We start from the raw sequence: 14,624 nt of genomic DNA on the forward strand, positions 1-14,624 counted from the left end.
ACCGAGTAGGGCGCGGTCCTGACCAAAGGGCAGGAGGGGCCAATGTTCCCCTTGAATGCTTCAGCTTAAGAATCAAAAATTACTTGAACGGCAGGGCCATTGAGACAGGCGGAACACACTTTGATTGAGCTGAAAATCGAACTTATTGGCATCAAACCACCGATCTGGCGCCGGATCCTCGTGCCGAATGACATCAGCTTGGACATCCTGCATTCCGTTCTCCAGGGCGCTATGCCTTGGCAAGACTATCATCTGCATGAGTTCGAGATTGGCGAAGACAGGTTCGAGGCCCGCGACGAAAGTGACGACAGCTGGGACCCAAACGATGGCCGGAAGGACGAAAAGAAGTTTGCTCTTGGAGAGCTGGTCAAGAAAGGCAGTCAGTTCACATATACTTATGATTTCGGCGATGGTTGGCGGCATCTCGTCACCGTTGAGAAGATTAGCAAACCAACCGGAAGACCAGATCTGGACTTCCCCGCCTGTGTTGCCGGAGAGCGAGCGTGCCCGCCAGAGGATAGTGGCGGGCCCTATTCTTACGAAGAATTTCTCGACGCGCTGACCGACAAACACCACCCGGAACATCGCGATACAAAGCAATGGGCGGGCGCGTTCGAACCGGAAGTGTTCAGCGTGCAGCAAGCCAATGCTGCCGTCGGTGCGATGTTTGTATGGGCAAAAGAACGCCACAATCGAAAGTGAAACCTGACTCTGGTTTGGCGCAGCGGCTTCGACAGGGGCACATAGCTTCGACTGTTCGATCCGAATGGCCGGATGTCTTCTCAGCCCTCCGAGGGCATCCACGCCCTGCTTTGCTGGTGAGCTTCAGAGTTGACAACCACCAGTCTCTTTGAAAATTCCAGAATTTGTCGATCCTTGACGGACTATCTCACAGGTTTTCACAGAAACATGTGGCCTCCTCTTTAAAAATATATCATTGTGTCGCGCATGAGTGGACAAGAACACGAAAAACTAAAGAGCCTTCTTGAGGCTGTTCCCACGGGGTTCCTCGTGGACTCCGCCTGGCTTGAGCACCACGGGATAGGCCGGCGTTCGTCCTACGCCTATGTCCAACGCGGCTGGCTAGAACGCCTTGGCCGCGGCGTCTTCCGCCGCCCGGCACCAGGCAACGCCACCACGAACACGCTCGACTGGAAGACCTGCCTGCTCTCGCTCCAGCACATCATGCACTACCCTGTCCATATCGGCGGGGTGACGGCATTGGGCCTGCAAGGCTATGCGCACTATCTCTCCCTCGGCGACAAGAGCACAGTCTGGCTCTACGGCTCAAAAATCCCCAACTGGCTCGAAAAACTGCCGCTCAACGCCGAACTCCGCACACGCAGCGTATCACTGTTCTCCGATCTTGAATTGGGTGTCGATGGCGCACGAAGGAATCCCGACGAGACAGCATCGTCCCTGCCCTGGGACTGGAAACTGGTGATGTCTTCGCCGGAACGCGCGGTGTTTGAGGCGCTGGACGAGTTGCCGGATCAAGAGAGTTTTCACAACCTCGACATGGCGTTCGAAAGCCTGACGACGTTGCGCCCGAGAACCCTCTCGGCACTGCTCAGCAGTTGCAAGAAGATCAAGGTCAAACGCCTGTTCTTCGTGTTCGCCGACCGCCACGACCATGCCTGGCGCAAGCGACTCGATCCGGAAGAGTTCGACCTCGGCAGCGGGGATCGCGCATTGGTCAAAGGCGGCAAGATACATCCGCGCTACAGGATCATGGTGCCCGAAGAGTTTGTAGGAAAGGAACGTGGTCATGGCGCATGAGGACTATGTCGCCCAAGTGGCGCTGCTCGTGCGGATACTGCCGTATGTCGCAAAGGAGAAAATATTTGCGCTCAAGGGTGGGACGGCCATCAACCTCTTCTATCGCGATCTTCCGCGCCTCTCGGTCGACATCGATCTGACCTATCTGCCTGTCAAGGACCGCGCCGAAAGCCTCGTCGAGATCAACGACGCGATGGACCGGATTGCCGCCGCCATCGAAAGCGGAATCACCGGCGCCAAAGCGCAGCGCATTTCCGGGGGTGGCGGCGGCGCCACGCGTGCGCTCGCCCGCCTCGGCACAGCCGAAATCAAAATCGAAACCTCCCCCGTTACCCGGGGCGTCGTGCATGATCCGGAACAACGCGAAGTCTCCGAAGCCGTCGAGGAGGCGTTCGGATATGCGACGATGAACATCGTTTCCTTCGAGGATTTGTTCGGCGGCAAGCTCCATGCGGCCCTTGATCGCCAGCATCCGCGAGACCTTTACGACGTCAAGCTGCTCTACGAGAATGAAGGCTTCACGGACGAGTTGTTCCGCACTTTTCTGATCTACGTCGCGAGTTCACCACGCCCGCCGCACGAATTGCTGAACCCAAACCTGATCGATCTGGATCAGCCCTATGTCAGGGAATTCGAGGGCATGACGAAGGAATCCGTCGACCTTGCGGAATTGATCTCAACGCGCGACCGCCTGATCGCGGACATCCAATCCCGCATGGATGAAGACGCGAAGAGGTTTCTGAGAACCCTGCATAAAGGGAAAACAAGCGCCGCAACAGCGACGAAACGCTTCTGAACATCCGCCTCGACTACCCGGTTGGCGTCACCGATCTGGTTGCCTTCCCGTAGACCAACAGCAGTGTATTCTGGATCACGAACCCCAAGGCAAAAGATGAAATCATCATCGCCACAGGCGTGGCATTGCGCATGTGCCTGAAGACAAAGAACTCGGAGGCGACGGCGATTGCAGCGCCGATCAGCAGCAGCAGCGGGATCAGCAAAATCGCCGGCGCTTTGCCCAAGAACATGACGGCAACTGCGTCCGTCGAGGGCACAATCAATGCAAAAACGCAAAAGGCGATGTATTCGCCGTGGGCGAAATTCACCAGTTTCATCACCCCGAAGATCAGAGCAATCCCAAGTGCGGCCATGGCATAGATGCCCCCAAGGCTCAGCGCATCAAAGAGCAGCTGTGGAACGGCGTTCATGTCGCATCCTCCGACTGGTTTTGCCCAAAGTAGGCTTCCTTAAGCAGATCGCTTTCCGCAAAGCCTGCCGCATCGCCATCGCCGGCAACATGACCCCCGCGCAGCAACACCATGCGCCCGCCAACCCGGGCCGCGCGGGCCGAGCTCTGTTCAACGATGATCAGGGTCAAGCCGCGTTCGGCCTGCAGATTGACGAGCGTTTCATAGACCTGATCGACAATATTCGGAGCCAACCCAAGCGAAGGTTCATCCACCATCATCAGTTTGGGATTGGTCATCAAACCGCGCCCGATCGCCAACATCTGTTGCTGTCCGCCGGACAGTGCTCCGGCATTGGCATGCCGCCGCTCACCCAGGATAGGAAAGCTCTGGTAGATCCCGTCGATATCCGTTTCAATCGCCGCCTTGTCCTTCCGGATGCCCGTGCCCACACGCAGGTTTTCCTCGACTGTCAGCGTTCCGAAAACCTCGCGGCCTTCCGGAACCATAGTCAGACCCAAACGCGCTATCGCTTCGGGCGAGCGGCCATTCAGCACATCGCCGTCCACCTCAATGCGGCCATGGGTCGTGGCAACGGCTCCGCAAATCGCCTTGAGCAGAGAGGACTTGCCCGCCCCATTCGGCCCGGAGATGAACAGCCTCTCACCCTCTTGAACAGTAAAGGAAACATCCGACAGTGCAGGCACTTTGCCATACCGAACCGCGACATCGAAAACACCCAGCTTTGACATCACGCGTGCTCCATGTTTTCTGGCGCATGCTCTGCGCCCAGATAGGCTTCGCGTACCGCCTGGCTGGCCAGGATCTCGGTCTTGTCGCCCTCTTCGATGATCTTGCCCGCGTCCAGAACATAGACGTGGTTTGACAATGACAGGACAAGCCCGACGTTATGCTCGATCAACAGGACACCGCAGTTCAGCTCATCCGCGATCCGCCTGATGATTTGTGCCAGATCATCCGCTTCGGTTTCGGACATGCCTGCGGCGGGTTCGTCCAGCAGCAGGTAATCGGGGGCAAACATCAGCGCACGCGCAATGCCGACCCTGCGCTCGTCCGTATAGGGCAGCCCGGCTGCGGGCAGTTCGGCAAGATGCCCGGCCCCCATCCAGGACAACACGCGCAGCGCTTCGTCTTCGGAGGCGCGCCGCGAATGGCCAAGGCCCACCCCGGTCACTGCAAGATTGTCCAGTACATCCAGCCCGGAAAACAAGCGCCCGGCCTGGAACGTGCGCGCAAGACCCCGGCGGCGAATGTCATAGGGCGCTTTGGCGTTGATGTCCTGCCCATCCAGCATGACCGTGCCTGACGTGGGGTCCTGAAAGCCTGTGATGATGTTGACGCAGGTGGTTTTGCCTGCTCCGTTGGGGCCGATCAACCCGACAATTTCCGCCTTCTTTAGCGAAATCGTCACGTCATCCAGAGCCTTGAAGCCACCAAACGCAACGCTGATTGATTCCAGTTCCAATGACAAAATCTTATCCTTCGCGTTCCTGTTCCGACCGTTGTGCGCCACAGCCGCCAACCGATGGCGGCTGTGGGTCCTGGTGATGCTCACTAGGTCCAGTGCGCCACGCTGCGCCGCTCGAAACTCTCGCGGAACTGTTCGATCGTCTTGGGCAGCGGCTCGCCGGTTTCCCAATCCAGGATCACCGCATAGCGTCTCACGGCGTCCATCGCGTCGATCTCGCCTTTGCGATACATCTCGGCAACCTTTTCAGGATCAATGCGGGCCCAAGCCACGCGGTTTTCACGAATATGCGCCCGCAGTTTCTCGGTCTCGGCCTCATCGACCTCATATTCACACAAGTCCGCATCAATCTCTTTGATCACAACGCCATAGTCCAACGCGGCTCGTTTGATAGAGACATAGTCATCCACCACATCCGTCAGAACAGCCTCTGTCTTGCGTTCAAGTGGGTCGCCAAAGCCGCCGCCCCCCGCGGTCGGGCGCGCAAACTCATCTCCCGAATACATCGGGAAGTCAGAGAAGACAGACCCAAGCCATTCGTGCGTGTCCGAGCCGGCGCGTTTGATGGTCAGACCATGCGGCATGGAGGGCAAACCGCCATCAACACCCCAGACGACGGCGCGTTCGCGGTCGCAGACATAGGACATGACGGATTTTTCACTTTCCAGAAGCAGGGAGGTTTTCTGCACCCCTGTCCCTCCGCGCCATTTGCCCGGGCCTGCGCTGTCTTTTTTGATCTGAAATTCAAGCGTCCGGGTCGGGTTGACCCGCTCGTTGCCTTCGTTGGGCTGAGACATGAGCCCGGTTCCGAAGCAGGCTGTGTTGACGTCGCTGCCATCCTTACCGCGCCGTCCGCCCCAACCGCCGGGGAGCCATTCGTAGAACAAGAATGTAGAGTCCTCCTCGCGCCGCTTGTCCGTGCCCCCCGCCAACAGGTATTCAAGGTTGAATGCACAGGCGATGGCGCGCTCCGGCATGATCTCCGACCACATCTCGAAAACCGAGTTCATGATCTTTTCAAACGGCATCAGGAAGCCGGTGACCGCCGTGGGCCACTGGGCACTGACCACCGAATTTTCCGGCGCAGCGACAGAGAGCATCCGATAGAAGCCGGAGTTCAACGGCAGGTCAGGAAAGAAGGTCTTCATCCCCGCGACGACAGCCGAGAATGTGGCTCCCGGCGCGGAATTGTACATCGAACCAATCGTCGGGTGGCTGCCTTCGAAATCGTAGTGAATCTGATCACCCTTGATTGTCATCTTGATGTGGATCGGGATCATCCCCTCGCCACCTGACGGGTCCCGGTCGATGTAGTCGACGGATTTCCATGTGCCGTCGGGCAGCGCCGCAATACGCTGGCGCACGGCGCGTTCAACGTAGTCCTGCACCTCGTTCATGCCCTGCTTGACCTGCTCGCGCCCGTACTTTCGCACCAGCCGCAGGATTTCACGTTCGGCCACCTGCGTGGCCTGTGCCTGGCTGTGGATGTCACCGATAATCGACGCGGGGTCGCGTGTGTTGTTTGCGATCAGGTTGGCAACGTCGGAACAAAAATCGCCGGCACGGAATAGCCGGACAGGTGTGATCCGAACCGCCTCGCGGAACATGTCTTTCGCCGTCACATCAAACGAACCGGGCACAGAGCCACCCAGATCAGACCAGTGCCCGTTTGACTGCGAAAACCCGATCAGCTCGTCTTCATCAAAGATCGGCCGCACCAGACGGACATCGCTGAAGTGCGTGCCACCTGCGTAAGGATCGTTGATCGCGTAGACATCGCCGGGCATCATGTCGCCCTTGAAGACGCGAATAACGTCTTTGCAGGTAAAGTGCAGCGTGCCGACGTGCACCGCGATGTCATCGTTGCCCTGCGCAACCGAATTGCCTTCGGCATCATGCAGCGCGTTAGAAAAGTCTCGGTTGTAGATCACAAAGGAGTAACAGGTGCGCAGCATCTGCTCGGCCATCTGGTCAACGGATGTGATGAAGGAGTTCTTGAGAACTTCAAACGTGACGGGATCTAGGGCTTTTGAATCACTCATAGTATTACTCCTGCACTCGGATGAGAATGTTCATGTATTGATCGACTTCAGCAGTCGTGTTCGGCGGAATTACGGTGGTTGAATCGAACTGCTCGACAATGGCGGGGCCATCAAAGGTCGCACCGGCGGTCAGGTTTTCACGCTCGAAAATCATCGCCGTGTGGGCCTTGCCGTCAAACCAGACATCGCGTGTCTTGTCGGTCTTGGGCTTGTTCTTCCTCACCTCGTGCTTTTGCAGCTCGGCCTTGGGAACCATACCCGTCGCCGTCAGCCCCACACGGAAGATCGACACCGGTGCGTCATCCCGGCGGAAGTTGAATTCGCGCTGGTGTTCGCTGTGGAACCCGTCGATCAAGGCCTCAATATCGGTGACCTTGGACGGCGCAGATACTGCCAAGGCACGCCATTGGCCCTGATACATCATCTCGACCGTGCGCTGCATGACAATGTCCTTGGGCGCTACGCCTTCGTGCTTCAAACGATCAGCGGCCATGGCCTCCAGCCGCTCGAAGGCGGCCTCCAAATCCTCCGGCTTGGTATCAGCCGCAGCAGCCATGAAGCTGTCTGAGAAGTCGTGCTGGATATCGACCAGCAGGCAACCCAGAGCCGATGTCACACCCGGATTGGGCGGGATAATGACAGTCGGGATCGACAACTCCTTGGCAATTGCCGCACCATGCAACGCCCCGGCTCCGCCAAACGCCACAAGCGCGAAGTCCCGTGGGTCATAACCTCGGCTAATCGACAGCAAACGCACCGCATTGGCCATATTTGCGTTTGCAACCGCAACCACGGCTTCGGCGGCTTCGTGCAGCTCCATTCCGAAAGGCTCGGCCACAGTCTCTCTGACCGACGCTTCGGCCAGGGCGGGATCAAGGGTAATCTTGCCCCCCGCGAGCGATGTGCCAAGGCGGCCCAGCACAACATTGGCGTCCGTGTTTGTGGCCACTTCATTGCCGTTCTTGTAGCAGGCAGGCCCAGGGAAGGCGCCCGCAGATTGCGGTCCGTTGCGCAGTGACCCGCCTTCGTCTTTCCACGCCAGAGATCCGCCGCCCGCACCAATGGTCAGCACTTCGATCGACGGGAACCGGATCGGATAGCCATATTCGATATACCAGTCTTTGGTGACACGCGACTTGCCTTCATACACCAAGGATACGTCCGTGCTGGTCCCGCCCATGTCAAAACCGATAGAATTGTCAAACCCGCAAAGGTTGCCAATAAAGCGGCTGGCAATCGCGCCCGCGGCAATGCCCGACCCTGCCAGACGCGCGGCAAAGTCTTTAACGCTGGCCGGGGTCATCACGCCGCCGCCCGTGTGCAGCAACAGCAGATCGCGTTCGTAGCCGCCGTCAGCCAGCTTACCCTCAAGGCGCGCTACATAATCAACGACCGAAGGCGACACGACCGCGTTTGCCATCGTTGTCGAGAAACGCTCGTGCTCAAAAATCTCCGGCAGGACCTGTGAAGAGATCGACACCGGCACATCCGGCATCACACTCAGCAGAATGTCTCGCATCCGCTCTTCATTGGCCCCATTGGTGTAAGAGTTCATAAAGCAGACAGCAACAGAGGCGACTTTGCGCTTCTTCAAAACATGCGCGATGCGCAGCGCTTCTTTTTCGTCCAGCTTTTCCAGAACCGTGCCGTTCGCGTCGACGCATTCACGGACGGTCAGACGGTCCCGACGCGGGATGTAGGGCTTGGCCACATCTTTGTAGGTGTCCCACAGATCCTCCTTGTTGGCCCGGCGGATTTCGACCACGTCGCGGAACCCTTCGGTGCAGATCATCGCAGAGCGCGCCAAATTACGTGTGATCAGCGCGTTTGTTGCCACGGTTGTCCCGTGCGAAAACATCGACACCTCGCTGAGGTCGATGCCGCCCTGATCAATCCCGTTGAGAATGGCAACCATCGGGTCATCCGGTGTCGATGACGTCTTTTCGATGCGGATCGCACCCGTTGTTTCGTCCATAATGACGACGTCGGTAAACGTCCCACCCACATCTACGGCAACTCTTGTGTTCTTCATGTCTACATCCTTCAAAAGACAACAGGGCATCAGGAAGGCGCCGGCGAAAGCCGACCCTACTTGGGGGTTTTCGGTTTTAGCTAAGGGTTACGGAGGGGCCGTCTTCTGGCCTTGCTGCGCGGCTTTGCGCGTTTCGGTCGGTGTGCAGCCGAACTGCGCACGATAGGCTTTGTTAAACTGGGATTGATCCGAAAACCCCCACCGATGGGCTATCTCGGCAATTGTGATGGGCCCTACGACGCTCAGGTCCTCGCGCGCGCGCACCAGACGCTTTTCGCGGATGAACCCGGAAACCGACCTGCCCGACTCCGAGAACAGTTGTTGCAGATAGCGCTGCGACACATTGCAGGCCTCTGCCACAAGACTTGAGGAGAGATTCTCATTGAAGAGGTTGTTGCGGATAAACTGTTCTGCGCGGTGCAGATGTGCTGCGCGGATTGTCGAGGTTTCGCTGTCCAGCACACGGTCATCTTTGCGGATTGAGAGGCACAGCAGATCAAGGATGTGCTTGCCAGCGGCCGCGCGCGCCTGCTCATCAAGCAAATCGACGTGCAGCGCCGTTGTCTTGACGGTATCCAGAAAATAACTGGCCACGCCGGCTGTGCCATCAAAACTCAGCGCGCCCAAACGGTCTGTTGGGCCGATGCGGGCCCGCACGCTTTCGGAAGACACCTTCAGCACCAACAGCTCGTTCGTCTGTTCATGCCAGAACTCGTAGGGCAAATCGCCCCGTTCTACCAGAAACTCGCCCGGTGAACATTTCGCCTGGCGGGCATTCTGGTCAAAGCCGACCGTCCCCAATCTTGGAATGGTAATCAGCAGACTGCTTTCAACTTCGTCCAGAAAGTGCCGCTTGTGCCTTTTGTAGAGAATGCCATCGCAACGCATCTGCGACAGACCGACGATACCGAGGTTCCAAGTATTGAGATCACCTGAAAAGGACTGGTCATCCGCCATCGTGGTCTCTAGGGGAAAGAACGTATCTGAGACAGCCGCCTGCCACTGGGTGGCAGTCATGAGCTTGTTTGCAGTTTTGTCCTTCTGATTCATCTAACGTCCCCAAAACACAAATGGCGAAAACACAACTGTCTCATGTGTTAAAATGATCGTAGCACCGTTCCGGCCAACCACTTTGGCAAAAAACGCACAAACTCTTGTGTCACGTGTCAATTCGCGCACTTGCGATTCTTTCATCGGGCCCAGAAAGGCCCTGGAAAATCCTAAATATCTAACTAAAACATATTTTTACCAACCATTTGCAGCGCGAGAACACCGCCAAATCGGGTCTTGGTTTTGTGAAACGGAAAGCTGCGAAGGCAACAACCTGAGCGGGATTGGGCCGCATTTTCCCCAAGATTCACGGCCGCTGCGCTTCAAAAAAACGAAGCATCCAAACAGAATCACAGGATGGAAGTGTCCTCAAACCACGACCGAAATCCCGGCGGGCGTTTCTGCTTCAAATGGGCGGCCTCGCTGGCCCGCAGACAGGATGCTCGGAACAAAACTGCTTGCTAAAAGCAAGAAAGCGGCGATAGCACTGAGGGCAAATCGCGGCCCCCTGCCGCGTGAAAAACGCCAACTTACAAGAAGTGATGCCTGCCATGGATGTGCGACCAAATTCAGACGAAGCCCGTGATATCGCTTATCATTTTCACAGCTATACCAATGCCGAAGCGCATGAAAAAATTGGTCCGCTGATCATTGAATCAGGCGAGGGAATCCACGTCACCGACTCAAACGGCAACCGCTATATCGAGGGCATGTCCGGCCTTTGGAGCGTGGCAGTCGGGTTCAACGAACAACGCCTTGTGGATGTCGCCAGCCGGCAAATGCAAAAGCTGCCTTACTACCACAACTTCTCGCACCGCTCGCATGGTCCGGCGATTGATCTTGCTGAAAAGCTGATCGAAATAGCCCCCGTGCCAATGAGCAAGGTTTTCTATACCAACTCGGGCTCCGAGGCGAACGATACGATCGTCAAGATGGTCTGGTATCGCTCGAACGCGCTCGGCAAGCCCGAGAAAAAGAAGATCATCTCGCGCCTGCGCGGCTATCACGGCGTGACAGTCGCAGCCGCGTCGATGACGGGTCTGCCCTATAACCACAAGTCCTTCGATCTGCCGATGGAGGGCATCTTGCACACCACTTGCCCGCACTACTGGCGCGAAGGTCAGGACGGCGAAAGCGAAGAAGCTTTTGCGTCACGCTGTGCCCAAGATCTTGATGATATGATCCAATCAGAGGGCCCCGAAACTGTAGCCGCATTCATCGCCGAGCCTGTCATGGGCGCGGGCGGTGTTGTTGTTCCTCCGGCGACCTACTGGGAGAAAATCCAAGCGGTTCTGGCGAAATACGATATCCTTCTTATCGCAGATGAAGTGATTTGCGGTTTTGGCCGCACGGGCAACATGTTTGGCTCTACAACCTTTGACATAAAGCCCGACATTCTCACCATGTCCAAGCAGATCACCTCCAGCTATTTCCCCTTTTCGGCTTTCATGATCAACGATCGGGTCTATCAGCCAATCGCCGACGAAAGCGGGCGCATCGGTGTTCTGGGGCATGGCTATACGGGCGGTGGCCACCCCGTCGGCGCAGCCGTAGCGCTGGAAAACATCAAGATTATCGAAGAGCGCGATCTTGTGGCCAATGCCGCCGAACGCGGTGCAGAATTGCAAGCTGGATTGACCGACCTGACGTCCCACCCTCTCGTTGGAGAGGCACGTGGCATTGGCCTCATAGGCGCACTTGAATTGATCGCCCCAGAGGGTAAATCAGGCGATTTTGCCCCTGGAAAACTCGGCGCCCAAATGAACGCAATCATGCTGCGCAACGGCCTCATCTCACGTAATATGACAGACGCGATGGCATTTTGTCCGCCATTGATAGTGGGCGCGAATGACGTGCGAGAAATCATCCAGATCACAAAAAAGAGTCTGGAGGAACTGGCCGCAGACATAAACGGGGCCGCCTAGTCAGGGGAACGACAAGCCAGAACTCTTACCCTTTCCCATCCGGGAAAAACTTGGGTCGGCCTGTCTACACATTTTCCGGGTGGCGCCTGTCACGCGAGCTGATCTTTACAAATCTCGTTCAACCAAGAGCTTCTTCGGGTGAACCTTTGCTGAGCGGCTTTCAGACCGGCGAGACTCCGTTCTTGTTGACGGCCTCTTCGTTGCTTTGGTGCGTTGCGGCGGCGCGGGCCGAGCTGTGACGCGCAGGACGCGGACGACATGCGCGACGCGCTTCTGCATGAGGCGGCAGAGGCGCGCCGCTTGCCCTCTGATCCTGACTGGGACGTCATCGAAAACTCCGGCCTCACCTGGGGCGGGCCGATCAGGGAGCAGGGTGGACCGTGGTAGGATCACCTGGAACGATTGGGCGGTTTGGGAGAGCGCACGCCCGACAACTTCAAGACGTTCGATTTCTTCGACGAAGATCGAGGCCTTGCCACAAGCGCAAAGACGCTCGAAACCCGCGCGCCGGGATATGCGGACCGGCCCAGCCGTATCTTTGGTGCATTGAAGCGCTATATTGATCAGATCGACAAGTTTGGAGGGGGTGTCGTAGGAGAAACAGTAATACTGCAAGCTCTCTGGGATTTCACCGTAAAGCCCTTCATCTACAAACTTCTCGGCCAGCTCCCGCAATGTCTCGACATGGTAGATGTCAATGTCATGCTGACCGAGCATTTCCTCGAAAGTGTATCCGCATTGTAAGCATCCAGGGAAGCCCCTCTGCACTGTGATCATAGCAGCTCGTTGATTGTCATTCGGCGCTAATGATTGGCCGTGGTTCCGACCAGTTTCAGCCCAACAATCCCAGCAACAATCAAGAGAAGACAGGCGACACGAGCCAAGTCTTTTTGCTCTCCCAAGATGGTCATTCCAATAATAGCAACGCCCACAGCCCCAATACCTGCCCAAACGGCATATGCAGTACCTACGGGAATGTCTTTCATTGCTTCAGCCAAGAGCCAGAAGCTTGCGATCATTGCGAGCACGGTCAGGACAGATGGCTGAAGTTTCGTGAAGCCTTGAGTGTATTTCAGACCAATTACCCACCCACATTCAAGAAGACCCGCAAAGAACAAGTAAACCCAAGCCATTTTACCTCCATAGGCGTCAATGAAAAGTTTGATCAGGCGGCGTGTTGATCCCCGACCTCAGCATTCTGCGCGTTGATCATGCCCTGAGATGCCCAAGGTAGCAACAGGGGGATGCGATTGACGGGATGATCCTGGATGCGTTCGAGCACCCAAGCGAGCCAGGCTTCGGGATTGACGTTGTTCATCTTTGCGGTCTCGATGAGAGTATAGGCGATTGCTGCGGATTTGCCGCCTGCCTCTGACCCCATGAAGAGGTAGTTCTTTCTTCCAACGGCCACAGGACGCACTGCCCGCTCGGCTGTGTTATTGTCGATTTCCAAGAAGCCGTTGTCGAGATAAGGCCGTGCCTTTGGCAGGCGCGCGAGGGCATATCGGATGGCCTTAGCCAGTGGCGTCTTGCCGGAGATTTTACCCAACTGCTCCTTGAGCCAGATCTCCAGATCATCAAAGATGGGCTTGGCGAGTTCCTGACGCAGGGCCACGCGCTCATGGGGTGGTAGGAACCGTGCCTGTGTTTCAACGTCATAGAGCTTTCGAATGCGCAAGACCGCTTCGCCCGCCACAGGCAGCTTCAGGCTTTCATACAGGGCATAAAACTCCCGTCGCACATGGGCCATACAGGCCATCTCCTTGATGCGCCCCGTGCGGTAGGCATCGTTATAGCCTGCATAGGCGTCCGCATGGGCGTAGCCCGTGTAGGATTTGAGATGTTCGCTCGGGTGTTCCGCACCTCGGTTGGTGGAGAACTGATACCACACGGCGGGTGGCGCGGCCCCGGACCAGGCGCTCTCATCTCGGGCATAGACCCATAGCCGTGCGGTTTTGCTCTTGTTTTTGCCACGCCCTTTGCCCTTCTGGAGCAGCTTGACCGTGGTATCATCCATGAAGATGGCTTGTGCCTCAAACACATGGTCACGGATGGCATCTGCCACGCGTTCAAGCAGCTTGGTGCATTTGCCCACCCAGAGGGCCATGAGCGATCCGCTCAGGTCGATGCCTTCGTTCTCAAACATCTGGCTTTGGCGATAGAGCGGCAGGTGATAGCCGTATTTGCAGCACAGGATATGCGCCATCAGCGCGGGACCCACAAAGCTCTTGGGGATGGGGCGGCTTGGCATCTCCGCCTGAACCACCTTGTCACAGCAGCTACAGGCCAAACGCGGGCGGTTGATCTGATTGACGATGTAATGGCCTGGAACATATTCCAACTCTTCCAGAACATCTGTTCCCAGCTCCCTGAAGCGGCCACCACAGTCTTCACAGGTCTCACCGGGGGTGATGGTCTTCTTGACCCGCTTAAGCCCCTTTGGGAAAGGCTTGCGTTTGCGCGGGGTGCGCGGCGGCTTTGGGACGTCTGCCTCGGAAGACGTCTGGCCCTCACCATCACCTTCAGTCTCTGCGGCTTGCTCGATCTCCAACTCTTCGAGGATCAGTTCCAGCGCCAGTTGCGCGCTGCTTTCCGACTTTGACCCAAAGCGGTGCTTTTTGTGACCATGCAATTGCAAGCGCAGATCAGCAATGAGGGTATCTCGGCTCTGGATGGCCCGCGCATGGGCGGTGCGCTCGGCAGCAAGGGCGGCTTCCATCTCATCCTTGAGGCGTTTTTGGGCGGAGGCATGGCTCAACGATTGGCCCAACAACTCCGCATCCTTACGGGCCAGTTCCGCCGCTTGTGCGGCTACAAAGGCCTGCACGTCAGGTGGCAGATCAGCCAGATTTGGAGGGGTCTTACGCATGCCATTCCATAGCAAAATCGGACATCAGGGGGAATCCCAAAACAGCAAGAAAGCCCATAAAACATTGCCTCAGCCCACCATCGCGGGCCGCCATGTCTTCTGCGGCATGCGCCAGTCTATGCCTTCCATCAGCATGGCCAACTGCGCGCGGCTCAGGTTGATTTTACCCTCGCTGGCCGTGGGCCAGACAAACCGACCCCGCTCCAAGCGCTTGTACCTTGCGAGAGAATGCAGCCGCACTCGACGCAGAG

Annotated in this window: 15 protein-coding genes; 6 read left to right on the top strand and 9 right to left on the bottom strand. The window is 57.1% G+C overall.

Annotation, left to right across the window (positions count from 1 at the left end; genetic code table 11):
* Positions 1 to 120 precede the first annotated feature (120 nt).
* From VK682_RS26130 to VK682_RS26140, 3 genes are all read left to right on the top strand, one after another.
* Positions 121 to 702 (top strand): plasmid pRiA4b ORF-3 family protein, encoded by a 582-nt coding sequence (locus VK682_RS26130; protein WP_227511479.1) that lies wholly within the window; start codon positions 121 to 123, stop codon positions 700 to 702.
* Positions 703 to 948: 246 nt separating this feature from the next.
* The gene (locus VK682_RS26135; RefSeq protein ID WP_065331078.1) at positions 949 to 1,779 is read left to right on the top strand and encodes a type IV toxin-antitoxin system AbiEi family antitoxin domain-containing protein; all 831 of its coding nucleotides are present in this window, start codon (positions 949 to 951) and stop codon (positions 1,777 to 1,779) included.
* Positions 1,769 to 2,575, top strand: coding sequence for a nucleotidyl transferase AbiEii/AbiGii toxin family protein (locus tag VK682_RS26140; RefSeq protein WP_227511480.1), 807 nt, complete (start codon positions 1,769 to 1,771; stop codon positions 2,573 to 2,575). The genes VK682_RS26135 and VK682_RS26140 overlap by 11 nt, the downstream gene beginning before the upstream one ends.
* A gap of 13 nt (positions 2,576 to 2,588) precedes the next feature.
* On the opposite strand, the gene VK682_RS26145 is transcribed toward VK682_RS26140, so the two are convergent.
* The 6 genes from VK682_RS26145 to VK682_RS26170 form a co-directional block, all read right to left on the bottom strand.
* Positions 2,589 to 2,987: an ABC transporter permease subunit gene (locus tag VK682_RS26145; RefSeq protein ID WP_227511481.1), complete on the bottom strand. Its 399-nt coding sequence runs from the start codon at positions 2,985 to 2,987 to the stop codon at positions 2,589 to 2,591.
* Positions 2,984 to 3,718, bottom strand: coding sequence for an ABC transporter ATP-binding protein (locus VK682_RS26150; protein WP_007120582.1), 735 nt, complete (start codon positions 3,716 to 3,718; stop codon positions 2,984 to 2,986). The genes VK682_RS26145 and VK682_RS26150 overlap by 4 nt, the downstream gene beginning before the upstream one ends.
* Positions 3,718 to 4,458, bottom strand: a complete 741-nt coding sequence (locus VK682_RS26155) for an ABC transporter ATP-binding protein (protein WP_007120581.1) — start codon at positions 4,456 to 4,458, stop codon at positions 3,718 to 3,720. Before VK682_RS26155 ends, VK682_RS26150 begins: the two co-directional genes overlap by 1 nt.
* A gap of 83 nt (positions 4,459 to 4,541) precedes the next feature.
* On the bottom strand, positions 4,542 to 6,497 hold the full coding sequence (locus VK682_RS26160) for a hydantoinase B/oxoprolinase family protein (protein ID WP_209058340.1): 1,956 nt from the start codon (positions 6,495 to 6,497) through the stop codon (positions 4,542 to 4,544).
* Positions 6,498 to 6,501: 4 nt separating this feature from the next.
* A complete protein-coding gene (locus VK682_RS26165; protein WP_007120579.1) occupies positions 6,502 to 8,529 on the bottom strand; it encodes a hydantoinase/oxoprolinase family protein in 2,028 nt (675 codons plus the stop codon).
* Positions 8,530 to 8,616: 87 nt separating this feature from the next.
* Positions 8,617 to 9,579: a helix-turn-helix domain-containing protein gene (locus VK682_RS26170; protein ID WP_065331080.1), complete on the bottom strand. Its 963-nt coding sequence runs from the start codon at positions 9,577 to 9,579 to the stop codon at positions 8,617 to 8,619.
* Positions 9,580 to 10,130: 551 nt separating this feature from the next.
* On the opposite strand from VK682_RS26170, the gene VK682_RS26175 reads away from it, so the two are divergent.
* The 3 genes from VK682_RS26175 (at position 10,131) to VK682_RS26185 (ending at position 12,248) form a co-directional block, all read left to right on the top strand.
* Positions 10,131 to 11,504 (top strand): aspartate aminotransferase family protein, encoded by a 1,374-nt coding sequence (locus VK682_RS26175; RefSeq protein WP_040701702.1) that lies wholly within the window; start codon positions 10,131 to 10,133, stop codon positions 11,502 to 11,504.
* 258 nt (positions 11,505 to 11,762) lie between these two features.
* The gene (locus VK682_RS26180; RefSeq protein ID WP_007120576.1) at positions 11,763 to 11,891 is read left to right on the top strand and encodes a hypothetical protein; all 129 of its coding nucleotides are present in this window, start codon (positions 11,763 to 11,765) and stop codon (positions 11,889 to 11,891) included.
* Positions 11,892 to 11,906: 15 nt separating this feature from the next.
* Positions 11,907 to 12,248: an endonuclease toxin domain-containing protein gene (locus tag VK682_RS26185; RefSeq protein WP_065331081.1), complete on the top strand. Its 342-nt coding sequence runs from the start codon at positions 11,907 to 11,909 to the stop codon at positions 12,246 to 12,248.
* Positions 12,249 to 12,307: 59 nt separating this feature from the next.
* Here VK682_RS26185 and sugE read toward each other — a convergent pair whose 3' ends face one another.
* The 3 genes from sugE to tnpB all read right to left on the bottom strand — a co-directional run.
* Positions 12,308 to 12,637 carry a quaternary ammonium compound efflux SMR transporter SugE gene (sugE, locus tag VK682_RS26190; RefSeq protein ID WP_017467358.1) on the bottom strand — a complete coding sequence of 110 codons (330 nt, stop codon included), beginning with the start codon at positions 12,635 to 12,637 and terminating at the stop codon, positions 12,308 to 12,310.
* Between the two features lie 32 nt (positions 12,638 to 12,669).
* A complete protein-coding gene (gene tnpC, locus VK682_RS26195; protein ID WP_065331082.1) occupies positions 12,670 to 14,373 on the bottom strand; it encodes an IS66 family transposase in 1,704 nt (567 codons plus the stop codon).
* Between the two features lie 69 nt (positions 14,374 to 14,442).
* A partial coding sequence (gene tnpB / locus VK682_RS26200; protein WP_324782876.1) for an IS66 family insertion sequence element accessory protein TnpB occupies positions 14,443 to 14,624 on the bottom strand: 182 nt, incomplete at its 5' end.

This window comes from Salipiger marinus, assembly GCF_035481585.1.
Taxonomy (GTDB): domain Bacteria; phylum Pseudomonadota; class Alphaproteobacteria; order Rhodobacterales; family Rhodobacteraceae; genus Salipiger; species Salipiger marinus.

Excerpts from the sequence above, each read along its gene's own strand:
- VK682_RS26165 (WP_007120579.1), bottom strand. The coding sequence starts at position 8,529 with ATGAAGAACACAAGAGTTGCCGTAGATGTGGGTGGGACGTTTACCGAC.
- VK682_RS26180 (WP_007120576.1), top strand. The coding sequence starts at position 11,763 with ATGCGCGACGCGCTTCTGCATGAGGCGGCAGAGGCGCGCCGCTTGCCC.
- VK682_RS26150 (WP_007120582.1), bottom strand. The coding sequence starts at position 3,718 with ATGTCAAAGCTGGGTGTTTTCGATGTCGCGGTTCGGTATGGCAAAGTG.
- VK682_RS26135 (WP_065331078.1), top strand. The coding sequence starts at position 949 with ATGAGTGGACAAGAACACGAAAAACTAAAGAGCCTTCTTGAGGCTGTT.
- sugE (WP_017467358.1), bottom strand. The coding sequence starts at position 12,637 with ATGGCTTGGGTTTACTTGTTCTTTGCGGGTCTTCTTGAATGTGGGTGG.
- VK682_RS26160 (WP_209058340.1), bottom strand. The coding sequence starts at position 6,497 with ATGAGTGATTCAAAAGCCCTAGATCCCGTCACGTTTGAAGTTCTCAAG.
- VK682_RS26145 (WP_227511481.1), bottom strand. The coding sequence starts at position 2,987 with ATGAACGCCGTTCCACAGCTGCTCTTTGATGCGCTGAGCCTTGGGGGC.
- VK682_RS26175 (WP_040701702.1), top strand. The coding sequence starts at position 10,131 with ATGGATGTGCGACCAAATTCAGACGAAGCCCGTGATATCGCTTATCAT.
- tnpC (WP_065331082.1), bottom strand. The coding sequence starts at position 14,373 with ATGCGTAAGACCCCTCCAAATCTGGCTGATCTGCCACCTGACGTGCAG.
- VK682_RS26140 (WP_227511480.1), top strand. The coding sequence starts at position 1,769 with ATGGCGCATGAGGACTATGTCGCCCAAGTGGCGCTGCTCGTGCGGATA.
- VK682_RS26170 (WP_065331080.1), bottom strand. The coding sequence starts at position 9,579 with ATGAATCAGAAGGACAAAACTGCAAACAAGCTCATGACTGCCACCCAG.